The following is a 14,334-nucleotide window of genomic DNA, read 5'->3' on the forward strand; positions in this document are numbered from 1 at the left end:
CTCCCAAAACCCCAGATTGCCGCGTCGCTGGGGCTCCTCCTGATGAACTTCCCCCGCTGTCATTACGAGGAGCCCCGGCGACGAAGTAATCTGGTGTCCTAACAGCGAGATTGCCGCGTCGCTGTGGCTCCTCGCAATGACGGCTAAGGGTTCGTCACTGATTCGGGTCTGCGCAACAGGGGGTACGGCTCGCAATGACGGCTGAAGGTTCGTCATTGATTCGGGCCTGCGCAACAGGGGGTACGGCTCGCAATGACGGCCCGTCACCGATTCGGGCCTGCGCAGCAGGGGGTACGGCTCGCAAAGACGCCAAGCTCGCAAAGCTAACCGAGTGACACTCTTAATCGATAAGTATTTTTTGACGTCCTTTGCGGCTTCGCGAGACGAATATCAGCATTGATCGACGGAAACCGGGTGTAAAAGCGGATTTCTTTTCGGCACAAGGGCGAATCCCCTTGAACTTGGGTACCGATCCCCTATCTAATAGGGGAGATAACACCTTTGGGGGCGACCTGGCTTCGACGTGGGTTGCGAAACCATAGGGTGCATGCCGAGGTGCAGTGACCTCGTAAATAACGCTGCAACAACATAGTTGCCAACGACGACAACTACGCTCTAGCGGCTTAAACCCCGCTAGCGCCCGACCGATACGTGCTTGTGCGTTCGGGTTCCGGGTGTCATTAAACGCAAGCTCGCGGCGAAGTTAGTCCGGGGCCTAGCCGCTAAAACCCAAATCCGGAATCGCCGTTGATATGCCCTGCCCGTCGGGCGATCAACGGTTAAAAATAATAGGCGCGGCTAAGCATGTAGATCCCATGGCGGAGTTCTCGCGGACGCGGGTTCGATTCCCGCCGCCTCCACCAATTCAATTCCCAGTAACACCCAAGAAAGTCCGAAAGCCCGCATAACAGCGGGCTTTTTTATTGCCTGCTCGTCCGATAGCGTCTAAAGTTACCCCATTGAATCCTGAATCTCACAGGGGTAACTATTGGGGTTACCCCAAGACTGACGGAGCAGTTACCCCAAATGCCACTTACAGACACCGCAATCAAGAAGGCCAAGCCCGAGGCCAAACAGCGCAAGCTCTATGATGAACGGGGCCTGTTCCTGCTGATCAGCCCTAAAGGTGGCAAGTGGTGGCGATTCAAGTACCTGTTCGACGGCAAGGAAAAGCTGCTCTCCCTCGGCACCTACCCCGACGTGAGCCTGAAAGATGCCAGAGACCGGAGGGATGAAGCCCGAAAACAGGTTGCGGCGGGCATCGATCCCGGTGAACACCGCAAGGCCAAGAAAACGGCAAAGGTAGCGAAGCAGGCCAACAGCTTTGAAGTAGTGGCGCGGGAATGGTACGCCAAGCACTCCCCCAACTGGTCCGCCAATCATGGCGACCGGATCATCCGCCGCCTGGAGCGGGACATCTTCCCCTGGGTCGGTGCCTCCCCTGTCGCCGACATCACCGCCCCGCAACTGCTGGAAGTGATTCGTCGTATCGAACAACGGGGAGCCCTGGAAACCGCCCACCGCGCCCTGGGCAACTGCGGACAGGTCTTCCGCTATGCAGTGGCCACCGGGCGGGCTGAACGCGATCCGACCGGCGACCTAAAGGGTGCGCTCCCTCCGGTCAAAGGCACTCATTTTGCCGCTGTAACTGAACCTCAAAAAGTCGCCGGGGTACTCCGGGCAATTGATAGCTACGAAGGCACCCTGATTGTGCGCTGCGCACTCCGCCTTGCTCCGTTGGTCTTTGTGCGTCCCGGAGAACTGCGACATGCGGAATGGACGGACATCGACCTGGATGCGGCGGAATGGCGTTATACGGTTTCCAAGACGAATACCCAGCACATCGTTCCCTTATCCCGCCAGGCCGTGGAGATATTGCGGGAGCTTCACCCGCTCACCGGCAGGGGGCGCTATGTCTTCCCCAGTGCGAGAAATCCCAAGGGCGACCGCCCGATGAGCGACAACGCCATCCTTTCAGCCATGCGGCGCATGGGTGTTGAGAAGGACGAAATGAGCGGCCACGGCTTCCGGGCAATGGCGCGAACCATCCTCGATGAAGTGCTGGGCTTCCGCCCTGATTACATCGAACACCAGCTTGCCCATGCGGTACGCGACCCCAACGGCCGCGCCTACAACCGCACCGCGCACCTGCCGGAACGGCGCAAGATGATGCAGGAGTGGGCGGACTACCTCGACAAGCTGAAAGCAGGCGCAGAGATCGTACCGATCAACCAAAGCGCCTGAACGAAGCCACCGGGGAGCCCCTTGGGGCGGACGGGTGGCCGGGCGGGGGATCAAAAAACAAGCGGAGGCAATTTACACATAGTGCAAATTATGCGGCGGAGCGGACAGCGCGGTTTTTGCACTGCGCATAATTCCAGCATTATGTTCAATTGCCGACCACCGACCCTGGTTGGGCAGGCAGCACCGAACCTTTACCGGAGCCCCAGGCAATTGGGGGCGGGAAAGACCAGCGCAGTGCGGGGGCGCGGCGGGCTGGGCGATAGCCGAGCCTGCCAGTGGCCCCGCGCAAGCGGTAACGAAGGGTAATCAAGCCAGCAAGGGGCACAGAGCCAGTCTGTCGGAGCTTGCGGAGACAGTCTGGCGGCGGTAAATCCCGGCACGGCGCAGCCCGCTGCGGAGCCGCAAGCCCTTGGCCCCCGCTGTTTGGGGGCGAAGGGCGCAGTGGCGGAGTGCGGGCGGGAACGGAGGGGACTGAAATCGACCGAAGCCACGTAGCCAGTCTGCCGGAGCTTGCGGAGGCAGTCTGGCGGCCCCGAATCCTGGCACGGCGTAGCCCGGCGCGGCGCTTGCCGCGTAGCTTGCAAGCGGCGTGACGGGCGGTCCGAAGTCATCTCATGCAAGCCATCCCAGACTTGATTTCCAGGCCCAATGGGCCTATGGTTACGCGTAACACGGCCCCTTTCGGTGGAACCGCTTCGGCGGGGAGATCGCTAAGGGGTTTTTTATTGCCTCTCGTTCGCTCACCAGTCGGTTTCCCAGCCGTCTGGCGCTCCCATCCCCGCCAGATTCAGCTCCAGATGGTCCAAGTCCGGGAAATCCTCCTGCAAGTGTGCCTTCATGCGCTCCGGCCAGCTCGAATTAGGGTTCACCACCTGGAGCAAATGGCGGGCGATGCGAAGGAGCAGAAAACAGCGCGCCTGGAGATGACCGTTATCTTTGAATGGCTCAACCCAGGGGATCTCGGTCGCCGGAGGCAGCCTAGGCTGATCAATGATGTTCCTGTTCCACAGGCGGCTGTGATGGGCGCAGACGTTGCGCAGGTAATTCAGGCTGCGCAGCCAGGTGGCAAAGATGCGGCCGTTGTGGATGCCGTACTTGGCCGAGATGGCGTCCTGATCCACCTCATTCATTCCGTCGAAGAGTCGAGACATCGTACCGAAGTCCCACACCTCGCAAGCGACCCAGATCGCCAAGGGCTGACCGTATTTGGTCTTGTTGTGAAGGACGAACTCCTCTTTGGAGCGGCCAATCAACTGGGCGTGCTTTCCCAACCATTCATGGTGCCTGGTTACGCCCTTGTCGTTGTGCAGCTTTTCGCTGAATTCGGAATGGAAGAGCGCGGGATCGAGGTAGGCAAAGCGGTCGAGCTTGCCCAGGGTGTGGGAGACATCCACCCGCAGCGCGATCTCGATACGCTCCAGCGCGTCCATCACCAGTAGCCGCAGCTTCTTGTCGAAGACGTAGAGGTTCACTGCGTTCTCGAAGGTCGCGCCTGGCCTGAAATCATCAAGGGCGATTCTGGTTTCCTTCTGTTGCTTCCTGGTCGGTTTCCGACCCTGTTCATCCAGCAGAATCAGTAACCCCGAGCGCTCGCGGAAGGGGAACCAGTAGCCGCTCAGGCGGTAGTAACCGATGCGCTGTAAATACTCCAGGGCCTTGGGGCGGTCTGTTACCGCCAGACCACGGGAGATCAGCAGATCAAGTTGATCCTCGTAACTCCTCCAAGGCTTACAGTACTCTATCGCGGTCATCGTCCCGTAACCTCAGTCCATGTCTATCCCCGCCAACAGCGTGGCGTAATACCCGTTTTCAGGGCTGTCTATCCCACGATAACCCAGCTGGTGGATTCGATATGTTGTCATGTAGCTCGCCGCACACATTTAGACCGCCTTCACCAATCGCGCCGCCTCTGGGTCGTAGGAATAGTGGATTATCGTCCCGTCCTTGATGCGCTCAACAGCTTCATCAACAATGAACAGAGGCACAATAAACCATTCCTGCGGCTGCACCGGATGGCCGAAGCGATCGTTGATGGTGATATCCAGCCGTGCAGATGAAAACAGCCGGTGAAACAGGTTCTCCATTCGCGTGCGGTTGATGCCCGCCAGCTTATAAGTCGCGACCACCTCAACCTTCGCCAGAAGATAGGTGGCATCATGCTCAGCGTTGGCGATGCGGGACTCCACCTTGCCGCCGGTCACGCCGATCTTGTGGATCAGGTCGCGATGCTGGGCGACATAGGGATCATCGGACAGCGAGCGCAGGACATAGATCGTGCCGCTCTCAACGTCGTCCGCTTCCATCTCGCCCCCGAATGCCATCTGCCCGCTCTCCGGCGTCACCAGGCGCCGCGCGGCGGGATCGTTGTAGAAAGCGCGTTGAAGCGAGCGCAGCAATAGATTGCTCTCGGTGCCGTTGGCGAAGATCAACCGCAGACGGCGATCCACTTCTCCGGCTGTTGTCTTCAAAGGCTCGCCCACGTCGGCGACGTATAGGGTGACACCATCTAGGATGAAGAAATCTCCGGCCTCAATCGCCCGACGACCAGCCTTGATCGGCTGGGATTGGCGCAAGCCCGTCTTGAGGTCGGCCTGCACACGCTCAAACAGCGGTTTGAACGTCTCGAAATCCTCGCATGCCTTTCTGTCGGCGATCTCCTCGGCAGCGCGTTTTTCAGCGCTGGTGCGAACATGGCGCAGCTCGGTGATGTCGTCAGCGCCTTCCACGCCCGCCAGCTCGGCAGCCAATTCATCCACATCGTAGTCGGGCGACGGTTCAGCAACTCCGGGAGCACCGGCAAGCAGGCCCTGATGGTCCAGCGGTTCAAGCAAGGCATGGTATTCGGAGAGCGACCGCAGGCGGTCAAGTCGCACGGCGTACAGCCGCTCGAAGATGTCACGGTCTTCGCCATGTTGCGGCGCACGGCCGTGCTTCTCCACAAACCGCTGAATTTCCTCGAACCCGGCGATAACCCGCTCCTCGAGCGGAGTGCGCCCCTTCTTTTTCTCCGGTGCAGTGAACTCGGCTAGCTCCGCCGCCAGTTCGTCGAGGTCGGGTTCACTCATAGCGCCCCTCCTTCTTGTAGCGCATAAACGCGGATGCTCCCTCGGCCATTCGTCGCTCCCACCCATCCTGCGAATCGAGCGCGGGCACACGTCCGCGCTCCTTCTTAAACTGTACGGCTCGGATGGCCAGCTCCTTCGCCTCATCCGGCGTCAGGTTCACGCGCTTGGCTGAGATGGCAGCCGCAACCTGTTTCAGGCTGTCCTCACTCATGGCCTTGGCGAGGATGGCGTAGGCTTCACCAAACGGGTTGATACGGTCTATGAGATCTATATCCAGTTCACGCACGTCCATCGCGAAGCGGCGGACTCCATCGATCAATGCGGTGTTGGGGATTGCCTCATCGGTTTCATCACTTGTCGCAAACTGCTTTGCCTGCTGGGTCAGTGTGAGGGCGGCAATGGCGTGCTGGCGCACGGCTTCCTGATCCTCGGCGTCAAGCTCTGGATACTTGTCCTTGATGATCTTGCCCATGCGGACCTGGGTCAGTTCCTCCGGCACCAACTCTTCATCGAACAAACCGCGCTCAATAGCGGTCTTGTCCTGAATGAAGGTAGCGACCACCTCGTTCAGGTCTTCCTGGCAGATACGCGCGCCCTCCTTGCTTTTGGGTTCGGCGAGGCCCTTGATCTCGATCTGCACCTGTCCGGTTTCGTGGTTGACGCCGACATTGTACTTGTCCGGGTCGTAGCCGTCTTCGCCGTAGTCGAAGCCTGGCGTCGGACCGTTGTCTACGTTCTTGGGCCTAAACTCGAAGCGCGGGGCAAGGACCTGCTCCATCAGAAGGCTCGCGGCGATGGCCTTCAAGGTGTCATTGACGGCCTCGGTCACGGCTTGCTCTGTAGCGTCCGGCTCAGCGATCAGGTTGGTGAAGCGCGCGCGCGTCTTGCCGGGCGCGTCGCGGGTCGCGCGACCGATGATCTGCACTATCTCGGTCAGGCTGGCACGATAGCCGACGGTCAGTGCGTGCTCGCACCAAATCCAGTCGAAGCCCTCCTTCGCCATACCCAGCGCGATGATCATGTCAACATAGTCACGATTAGTCTTCATTTCTTCTGCACGAAGACCTTCCTGAATCTTGGCTTGATGAGCCGGATCAACAAGATCGGCGATGCGCAGCACCCGGCCGTCCGGCCGCTTGACAAGCTGAAAGCCTGTCGCGGCGTCAATGCCTTGCCACTCACCCAACGCCTCGATGATGTGTTCCACCTCCCGCATCTTGTCCTTCGTGCTTTCGCGCGAATTGACGTTGGGGATGTGGATAATCGTCTTCTCTCCGGGGTCGAGGACGTTGAGGATGTCATCAACGTAAGACCCGCTGTAGAAGAAGTAGCCGATGTCGAGTTGCTTGAGGTACTCGTAGCCGTTGAGCTGCTCGTAGTAGGTATAGGTGACCGTATCGAACCTGGCTTCGTCAGACGGAGCAAGCACCGCCTCCGCGTCGCCCCGGAAGTAAGAGCCTGTCATGGCGACAATGTGCGTCTTGTCCCGCGCAATAAATTGACCCAGGTGCGTACCCAGCTTGTTGTCAGGGTTGGCGGAAACATGATGAAATTCATCAACCGCAATTAACCGATCATCGAACCTCTCTACACCATAGGCATCAACTGCGAAACGGAACGTCGCGTGCGTACAGACCAGCACCGTGTCGTCGCCTTCGAGGAACACGCCGAGCGACTTCACCTTGCCACCGTTGTCGTTGCCGGGCGCATTGCAGAGGTTCCACTTCGGTTCGACATGCCAATCAGCCCAGAAGCCGAATTGGGATAGCGGCTCATCATTGAAGCTGGCCCCAATGGACTTCTCCGGCACGACGATAATGGCTTGTTTCAAGCCCTGATTCTTGAGCTTATCCAGCGCAACGAACATAAGGGCACGGCTCTTGCCGGACGCCGGTGGCGACTTGATGAGCAGGTACTGCTCACCACGCCTCTCGTAGGCGCGCTCCTGCATGGGACGCATCCCAAGGGTATTAGCCTTGGTCGAAGCACCGTTACGGGCGTACGTGACGGAGACGGACGGGATGGACTTATTCTTGTCGCTCATGCGCGTGCTCCCTTTTTGCGCTTCTTTACCTTGGCCGGTGCAGCCGCTGCGCTCATCTTTGTGTATAGGTCAAACAGCTTTTCGAGCCGCTCAGTGTCATTCTTGAAGCGCCGACCGATATAGATGCGCTCCAGTACTTCGTCGTTACGCTCATGCGCCGCCCGCAGGTCAGCGGGCATCTTGTCGGGATCGTAGAGGTCGGCGATGGTCGCAGGGAAATGATGCTCCCGCACCAGCAGGATGTTCTCGGCGCAGCGGGTAAGGTCTTCCTTGTTCTTCTCGGTCAGGGTCGGGACGGGGAAGGTATTCCAGCCCAGGGTGTTGGAGTAGCGAAAATCCGTCTTCAGCTTGCCGCAGACGGTGGCGATCCAGACAAGATGCAGACGTGAGGCGATGAGCGCCATGTTCCATAGCGGGGCGTCGTAGAGGGCGAAGGCGAGGTTGCTGACGACAGATCGATCGTCAATAAGTCCAACAGGAAGATACTCTCGGCTTTCCGATGAAACGCTTGGAAGGATCAACGTGTGTTTTTCACCGTGATACATCTCGCGAAACTGATGCGCCCGAGTTGCCATTCCTCGCGTACCTGCATCCTTGCTTTCAAGCCGCATTTGCCGCACGCCATCAATGCGAGCGCGAACGGAAGCAATTTCCGACGCACGAGGCAATTTTTCATCGGTAATCCAAAGACACTTACGAACAACCCCGCGAATGAACTCCGCAGAGCCATAGATACGGCGGAGAAAGACTTCTTCATCCTGTTTGCTCAAGCCGAGTGAGGACGCCTCATCCGCCGAGAACAACAGATTCCCACCATCAACGGGCATATTGCCGAAAGACATATCGGGTAGGACCGAAATATTCTTGCGTTGCCCCTCGACCACCACGTTCTCGCCAACAGTCAGATACGGTGTAATGTTCGCCGCCTCACGCACAGTGGTTTCGCCATCGCGATTTAAGTCGTATAGCTGGCGGTTCTTGTTCACGTCCGTGGAAAGACCGACGATGGCAACCGTAACGCCCGCATTGCGGGCAGCGAGGTTCGCCCATTTGAAGCTAGTGTGTGCGAAGCGGATGATGGAACCGCGTTTGAAAATTTCTGGCCACAGAATAGGGACGATTCGGCCTTGGCAGATGGAGTTGGTGCTAACGAAAGCCGCATCCGTTGGTGTAGCTTGCGCGTAGGCGGCTGCTTTCATGAACCAGCCGCCCACATAGTCAATTTGTTTGGGCGAAATACCGCAAGGGTCAAATACCGATGCCAAGTCCGCCTTCTGCTCTTTGGTCTGCGTCTGACTACCTTTGTAAGGTGGATTCCCGCAGATATACGTCTCCCCACCCTCATTCTCGAAGTCGAACTGCGGCTGCTCCAGCGGCGTTTGAAAGAGGTCATCGGCAACTCGCTTCACGCCCCCAGTCCCCGTGGGCGGGCAAACGCTCAACCAATCGAGCCGTAGCGCGTTGCCGCAGGTAATCCAGTTCTCGTTGCGCAGAGGTAAAAATTCGGCCAAGGCCAGCTTTTGTCCACGGTACAATTCGTCGCACTGATACTCTGCAATGATCAGCGCGAGGCGGGCGATTTCCGCCGGGAAGTCTCGCAGTTCGATGCCGCGAAAGTTCGTGAGCGGGATGTCCGAAGGGCGGTCGCGCTCCCCACGCTTCTTGTTGACCTCGGCCTCGATAGCGCGCATCTGCTTGTAGGCGATGACCAGGAAGTTGCCGGAACCGCAGGCCGGGTCAAAGACCCGGATCTTCGCCATGCGTTTGCGCAGGTTGAGCAAGGTGCGGGGATTGTCGCCCGCTTCCTCAAGCCGCGCCCGCAGGTCGTCGAGAAAAAGCGGGTTCAGTACTTTGAGAATGTTGGGGACGCTGGTGTAGTGCATTCCCAGCTCACCGCGCTCATCGTCCTCGGCGACCGCCTGGATCATCGAACCGAAGATGTCCGGGTTGATCTGGGTCCAGTCGAGGCCACCGACGTGCAGCAGGTAGGACCGGGCGATCTTGCTGAAACGCGGCACGTCCATGTTGCCGGAGAACAGGCCGCCGTTCACATAAGGGAAGTCGTCGCTGTTGGCCCAGCGGGGAATATTGGCTGCAGCCCGTTCCTCCCGCTTGGTGTTCATGGCAAGGAACAGAGTGCCGATGATCTCGTGGGTGTTGGAAGAATCCCTCGCGCTCATCTGCGCGACGGTTTCGGTGAACTTGCCCTTGCCGCCGAAGATGTCGGTGTCCTCGGCGAAAAAGCAGAATATCAGCCGCGCCATGAAGTGGTTCATGTCATGGCGGCGCGCGTCCGTTCCCCATTCCGGGTTGTCCTTCAGCAGTTCAACGTAGAGCTTGTTAAGACGGCTGGTCGCCCGGATGTCGAAGGCGTTTTCGCTGATTTGACGGATGGTGCTGATGCCCGCCAGCGGCAGGAAGAAGCCGAAGTGATCGGGAAAGTCCTTGAAGGCGCAGGCGACTGTCTCATCACCGGTCAGGTCTTCCGCCTCGAAGTCCGTACCGTCTGTAGCGAGGATGAACTTCGCCTTGGCTTTAGCAGTAGCGGGGCTCTCCTTGAGTGCCTTGAGTGCCTTCGGCACCTGCCCTGCTTCGCAGGTCAGTATGTGGATGTTGTTGGTCTGGAGGACGCCGCCGAGGTCGGACTTGTTCGACGCACCGGCGCGAAGGCGCTTGATCGTCGTCTTCTTGTTGCCGAAGGCTTCAAGGAAGGCATAGGGGAAGCTCTCAGCGTCGAAGGGCTGGTCCGCGAGGTCAGTGATGGCCTGCTCGATCTCAACCGGATTCAACGCAGCCCCCCTCCGTCGTAACGGGCGATTTTTGGCGCAAACGCGTGGCAATGCCGCTGTCTTGGCGACGTACTCCCGCATGAACTGCCGAGGCGCTTGTGCGCCTGGGTAAGGTGTCGAGTGTCTTGTTTACGTCAGTCATGGTGGCTCGTGCCTACTTGCTTCGTTCTCTGGTAGTGCCCGCCGCAGGTGAGGACTCATCAAAAAGCGCCTCCTGCTCGGGGATAGCAATGCCATTCCGCCCGCAATAGTCCCGGATTAACACCTCCACCATGTTGGCGATGGAGCGGTGCTCCTGCTGGGCGGCGGCGCGCAACGCTTCCTTCAAACCCGGGTCAATCCGAAAGGTAAGAGTCGCTGTCTTGGTGGTGGCCATGGCTCCCCTCGTCGGCTCACTGCAAATGTACTGTAATGTACTGCAACCTCCCGTATAATCCAAGGAATTCAATGACAAGCGGCTTAGGAGGGAATCATGGCCAGTCAATACCAACACCGTCAGTTCTTCCGCCGGGTGCCGAATGCGCTGCTGGCCCGCTACTTCCAGGCCAGGGAGGCGGATCTGGGCGTGGACTTCGGGGACCTTACGGAAACGCAGGTGGAACCCATCTTCGAGGCCTTCACTGCCCTGCCCGTGGAGCAGCAGGCGGACATGGAGGTGGACTTCCAGGACATCAACGCCCTGGCCACCGACGGTGGTATCGAGGCGCTGCGCAACGAGGCGGCGTTCTACGATGACGAGGACTTCCCGGAGGCCATATCCACCATCGACGGCTACCACGCCAAGGCGATGTGGGCCTTTCTCCACAAGCCGGAATACTGGAAAGGGGCATCGGCCCTGCTCCATGCCGATACCGTCGCGGGGCGCTTCTGGAAAAAGCGCAACGACCTGCCGAAAGTACCGCCCCATGTGGACGATGAGGACATCGCCCTACTGGCCCAGGCCATTAGCCACTATTTCAACACCACCGAGGGGCGGGGCCGCAACTGCAAGGTGGAGCCCTACCGCAAGGTAGAGACCGGGAAGGAGTATTTCTTCGCCTACCCGGAGGACTACGGCCAGTCCGGCGTGGAGTGGGAGCGCAACAGCCTCACCACCCGCTCCCGGCATCCAGCCTTTGAGCTCATCTTTGTCTATTGCGAGGCGGAGGGTTCGCTCGACATCTACGCACCGAAGAACACCAAGGCGGTGCCGGAGCTGCAAAAGCTCTTTGCCAAGGCCATCCTGAAGCTGGACACCCTGGCCGACGGCACCATCGACAAGCGGGTCTATGACCTCGACCCGCTGGCCGATCCCAACTTTGAATTTCAGTTCCCGCCCGGTTCCGGCATTAGCGAGGCCATCGTCACCAAGATTCGGTTGACCCTGAAACACGGCTCACGGCGGCGCATCATGCTGGAGGCCGACACCTCGCGCAATGAGATGGCCGTTTACGACCTGTTGAAGGACCTGAATCCGCCCCCCTACTACATCACCCAGGTGAGCATAAAGGCGATCTTTGAGGCCGAACCGGGCAAGCGTGCCGGGAGCAAGACCTTCAACGTCACCTACCCCAATACCTGCAACCTCAACCACGAGGGGCGCGACAACATCATCCGGCAGATGCTGGCCGCCTCCGGCATCGAGCCCCAGGCATCGAAGGATGACAGCGACGCATGACGCTGAATGATGTCCTGTTGTCGTTACTGGAGGCGATGAGTTCTATCGGAGAGACGCACTTGGTCGGCTGGGACAGCGTGCAGCAGTGGCCGGAGGGTGCGCTCGGCAAACTACTGGAGGCAGGCATCATCACCAAGGCTAAGCCCGCCTCGTCCGTAGAGTGCCGGGAGTGCGCCAACCACTGTTTCATGGCGGTGCATCAGCTACCTGGTGGTAATGGCAAGGCAACCCGCGCCTTTATCGTCTGCGACGACCCGGAGATGCAGGGACAGATGGGACGCATCGCCATCCCGCTGGAACGTCTCCGGCAATGGAAGGTGACAGCGCTGCAATTGGCCCAGGTGATCGCCGGGTTGCTTGGGATCGAGTGCAAGGCCGAAGAGCGCCACGGCCAGGGCAATATCCGCATCGGCATGGTCAAGGGCAAGAACGGCAGACGCTGGCTGTCGCTGAACAAGTCGCCCCTCACCCTGGAGGTCAATGACCACCACCTGCCGTTGGACGAGGTGCTGTTCTTTGAGGATGCCGCGCTCGCCATAGACCGGGAGCACATTGAGCTGCTGATCGATAAGGCCCCTGCCAGCAGTGGAAAAAGGTACACACCCACAACCGAGAAACGGGAGGCCGGAAAGCGCAAGACCGAGGCCATGTACGAAGACTGGCGTGAGGAATATCTCAGGCTCCGCCGCCAGTACCCGGACACCATGCGCCACTCTGATAGCTGGATCGCCAAGAAGATCGCCAAGCTCGATATTGCCCAGGGCCGGGACTCCGAAACCATCCGCAAGAATATGAAATCGTAAAAAGTTGGGCGGAATTTTTTCGCCCAGCCTCCCCCGCCCGTAACCCGCTGATTTTCCGCTTATCTGTCACGATCCTTCGTGTACGGGTCTATCGCCCTGAAATCACACGACCGTTTCTAAGCCGCTGTTTTATCGCCTCATTCCCGCAATCCACTTGGGGGATGTGGCGCGTTTTATCGCCCAAATCGCCCACCTAGCCTTGCCCTCGAAGTTTCCAAAAACGTACTGAGAGGTATCAAGGCAATGACCAACATTCTAAGACTTCCCACCGTCAAGGCCCGTACAGGGCTTTCCCGCTCGACCATCTATCTGCGTATTTCCGAAGGTCGCTTTCCGAAACCCGTCTCCCTCGGCGGTCGCGCCGTCGGCTGGATCGAGGCGGAGGTGAACGACTGGCTGAACCAGCAGATCGAGGCCAGCCGCAAGGCTGCGCACTGAGGGGAGGCCAAGGCGATGACCACAAATAGAAAGGGCCGCGCTGGCTGCAACCAGGCGACCCCTAACACTTCTAAACACACCCGCAATTCTACCGGCCTTGCCCCCCGCATTAAAGGCCTCATTGTCACCCTCGCCTTATGGGAGTGGTTGCTTGTGGGGCTGGCCGACTGGTTCATCAACTTGGGAGGGTCGCGCAATGATTGATGCCCTCTCAAGTTTCCATGCAGCGATCCGCGCCGCCGGTCTGGAGCCACCCGATGCCATCGAGCCCGGTAGGCTGCACCGCTTCCCCGGCAATGGCAAGCGCCCGAGTAACAGGGCCGGGTGGTGCCTGTTGTTCGATGACGGGCGGGGCGGTTGTTTCGGTGACTGGTCCACCGGTATCTCCGAGACCTGGCAGGCAAAACGCGAGAAGCCGTTTTCTCAGGCTGAACGGGCGGCCTTCTCCCGACGGGTGGAAGAAGCCAGGAGGCAGGCCGAGGCGGAACGCAACACCCGACAGGCTCGCGCAGCGAACCGTGCCATCACGATATGGAATGCAGCGACTCCGGCACCGGGCAACCATCCCTATCTGGTCCGCAAGCGCATCCAACCGCACGGTGCGAGGATGCACACCGGTGCGCTGACCCTGCCGGTAACAGATTTCACCGACAGGCTGACCAGTCTGCAATTCATCGCCGCCGACGGTGGCAAGCTGCTGCTCTCCGGCGGTCGCAAGCGGGGCTGTTTCATTCCCGTGGCGGGTGACATGGATAATCCCACCCGTATGATCATCTGTGAGGGCTGGGCCACCGGCTGCACCCTGGCCGAGGATGAACCCACCGCACTGGTGCTGTCGGCCATCGACGCGGGCAACCTGGAGCCGGTTGCATCGGCTGCCCGCCGCCGTTGGCCGACCGCCGAACTGGTGATTGCCGGTGACGATGACCGGCAGACGGTTGGTAATCCCGGAGCGACCAAGGCAAAGGCCGCCGCCATTGCATCGGGGGCACTGTTTGCGCTGCCCCAGTGGCCGGAGGATGCCCCGGACCATCTGACGGACTTCAACGACCTGGCCGTGTGGTTGGCAGGGGGTGGAGCATGACCGCCGACCTGCTGAAGTCCGCCGCGCCACCGCCGGAGGATTGGCCGGAGCTGGTGCCGCTGGACGCGCCCAATCTTCCGCGTCTTGATCTGGTTCACCTGCCCGGCTGGGCCGGGGAATACGCCCGCGCCATTGCCGCCGATACGGAGACCCCACCGGAATTGGCCGCCGGTATGGTGTTGGTCTCCTGCGCCACCGCTGCCGCCCGTC

General features: G+C 59.6%; 10 protein-coding genes, 1 other RNA gene and 1 pseudogene. 7 read left to right on the forward strand and 5 right to left on the reverse strand.

Features of this window, described 5'->3' with window-relative positions:
• Positions 1-503 precede the first annotated feature (503 nt).
• Together ssrA and Q7L05_RS14750 are read left to right on the forward strand one after the other, a co-directional pair.
• Positions 504-863, forward strand: a transfer-messenger RNA (tmRNA) gene (gene ssrA / locus Q7L05_RS14745).
• Between the two features lie 163 nt (positions 864-1,026).
• Positions 1,027-2,244: a tyrosine-type recombinase/integrase gene (locus Q7L05_RS14750; protein WP_303908321.1), complete on the forward strand. Its 1,218-nt coding sequence runs from the start codon at positions 1,027-1,029 to the stop codon at positions 2,242-2,244.
• 740 nt (positions 2,245-2,984) lie between these two features.
• On the opposite strand, the gene Q7L05_RS14755 is transcribed toward Q7L05_RS14750, so the two are convergent.
• The 5 genes from Q7L05_RS14755 to Q7L05_RS14775 form a co-directional block, all read right to left on the reverse strand.
• Complete coding sequence (locus tag Q7L05_RS14755) at positions 2,985-3,995, reverse strand: Abi family protein (RefSeq protein ID WP_303908325.1); 1,011 nt, start codon at positions 3,993-3,995, stop codon at positions 2,985-2,987.
• Between the two features lie 129 nt (positions 3,996-4,124).
• Positions 4,125-5,309: a GIY-YIG nuclease family protein gene (locus Q7L05_RS14760; RefSeq protein WP_303908328.1), complete on the reverse strand. Its 1,185-nt coding sequence runs from the start codon at positions 5,307-5,309 to the stop codon at positions 4,125-4,127.
• On the reverse strand, positions 5,302-7,353 hold the full coding sequence (locus Q7L05_RS14765; RefSeq protein WP_303908331.1) for a DEAD/DEAH box helicase: 2,052 nt from the start codon (positions 7,351-7,353) through the stop codon (positions 5,302-5,304). Before Q7L05_RS14765 ends, Q7L05_RS14760 begins: the two co-directional genes overlap by 8 nt.
• A complete protein-coding gene (locus tag Q7L05_RS14770; protein ID WP_303908334.1) occupies positions 7,350-10,142 on the reverse strand; it encodes a class I SAM-dependent DNA methyltransferase in 2,793 nt (930 codons plus the stop codon). The genes Q7L05_RS14765 and Q7L05_RS14770 overlap by 4 nt, the downstream gene beginning before the upstream one ends.
• Positions 10,143-10,296: 154 nt before the next feature.
• Positions 10,297-10,518: a hypothetical protein gene (locus tag Q7L05_RS14775; protein WP_303908337.1), complete on the reverse strand. Its 222-nt coding sequence runs from the start codon at positions 10,516-10,518 to the stop codon at positions 10,297-10,299.
• 96 nt (positions 10,519-10,614) lie between these two features.
• Between Q7L05_RS14775 and Q7L05_RS14780 the strand changes: the two genes are divergently transcribed.
• The 5 genes and pseudogenes from Q7L05_RS14780 to Q7L05_RS14800 all read left to right on the forward strand — a co-directional run.
• Entirely contained in the window at positions 10,615-11,799 is a 1,185-nt protein-coding gene (locus Q7L05_RS14780; RefSeq protein WP_303908339.1) for a hypothetical protein, read from the forward strand.
• Positions 11,796-12,602: a hypothetical protein gene (locus tag Q7L05_RS14785; RefSeq protein WP_303908342.1), complete on the forward strand. Its 807-nt coding sequence runs from the start codon at positions 11,796-11,798 to the stop codon at positions 12,600-12,602. The genes Q7L05_RS14780 and Q7L05_RS14785 overlap by 4 nt, the downstream gene beginning before the upstream one ends.
• A 243-nt stretch (positions 12,603-12,845) precedes the next feature.
• Positions 12,846-13,040: a helix-turn-helix transcriptional regulator gene (locus Q7L05_RS14790; RefSeq protein ID WP_303908345.1), complete on the forward strand. Its 195-nt coding sequence runs from the start codon at positions 12,846-12,848 to the stop codon at positions 13,038-13,040.
• A gap of 196 nt (positions 13,041-13,236) precedes the next feature.
• Positions 13,237-14,124 carry a toprim domain-containing protein gene (locus tag Q7L05_RS14795; protein WP_303908348.1) on the forward strand — a complete coding sequence of 296 codons (888 nt, stop codon included), beginning with the start codon at positions 13,237-13,239 and terminating at the stop codon, positions 14,122-14,124.
• A pseudogene (locus Q7L05_RS14800) lies at positions 14,121-14,334 on the forward strand (DUF3987 domain-containing protein); the annotation flags it as partial. The gene Q7L05_RS14795 and the pseudogene Q7L05_RS14800, both read left to right, overlap by 4 nt.

Origin of the sequence: Thiohalomonas denitrificans (genome assembly GCF_016841685.1) — a bacterium.
In the GTDB taxonomy this organism is placed as follows: domain Bacteria; phylum Pseudomonadota; class Gammaproteobacteria; order Thiohalomonadales; family Thiohalomonadaceae; genus Thiohalomonas; species Thiohalomonas denitrificans_A.

What these genes read in the sequence shown, in the direction of transcription:
- Q7L05_RS14750 (WP_303908321.1), top strand. Translation starts at nt 1,027, where the DNA reads ATGCCACTTACAGACACCGCAATCAAGAAGGCCAAGCCCGAGGCCAAA.
- Q7L05_RS14755 (WP_303908325.1), bottom strand. Translation starts at nt 3,995, where the DNA reads ATGACCGCGATAGAGTACTGTAAGCCTTGGAGGAGTTACGAGGATCAA.
- Q7L05_RS14760 (WP_303908328.1), bottom strand. Translation starts at nt 5,309, where the DNA reads ATGAGTGAACCCGACCTCGACGAACTGGCGGCGGAGCTAGCCGAGTTC.
- Q7L05_RS14765 (WP_303908331.1), bottom strand. Translation starts at nt 7,353, where the DNA reads ATGAGCGACAAGAATAAGTCCATCCCGTCCGTCTCCGTCACGTACGCC.
- Q7L05_RS14775 (WP_303908337.1), bottom strand. Translation starts at nt 10,518, where the DNA reads ATGGCCACCACCAAGACAGCGACTCTTACCTTTCGGATTGACCCGGGT.
- Q7L05_RS14780 (WP_303908339.1), top strand. Translation starts at nt 10,615, where the DNA reads ATGGCCAGTCAATACCAACACCGTCAGTTCTTCCGCCGGGTGCCGAAT.
- Q7L05_RS14785 (WP_303908342.1), top strand. Translation starts at nt 11,796, where the DNA reads ATGACGCTGAATGATGTCCTGTTGTCGTTACTGGAGGCGATGAGTTCT.
- Q7L05_RS14790 (WP_303908345.1), top strand. Translation starts at nt 12,846, where the DNA reads ATGACCAACATTCTAAGACTTCCCACCGTCAAGGCCCGTACAGGGCTT.
- Q7L05_RS14795 (WP_303908348.1), top strand. Translation starts at nt 13,237, where the DNA reads ATGATTGATGCCCTCTCAAGTTTCCATGCAGCGATCCGCGCCGCCGGT.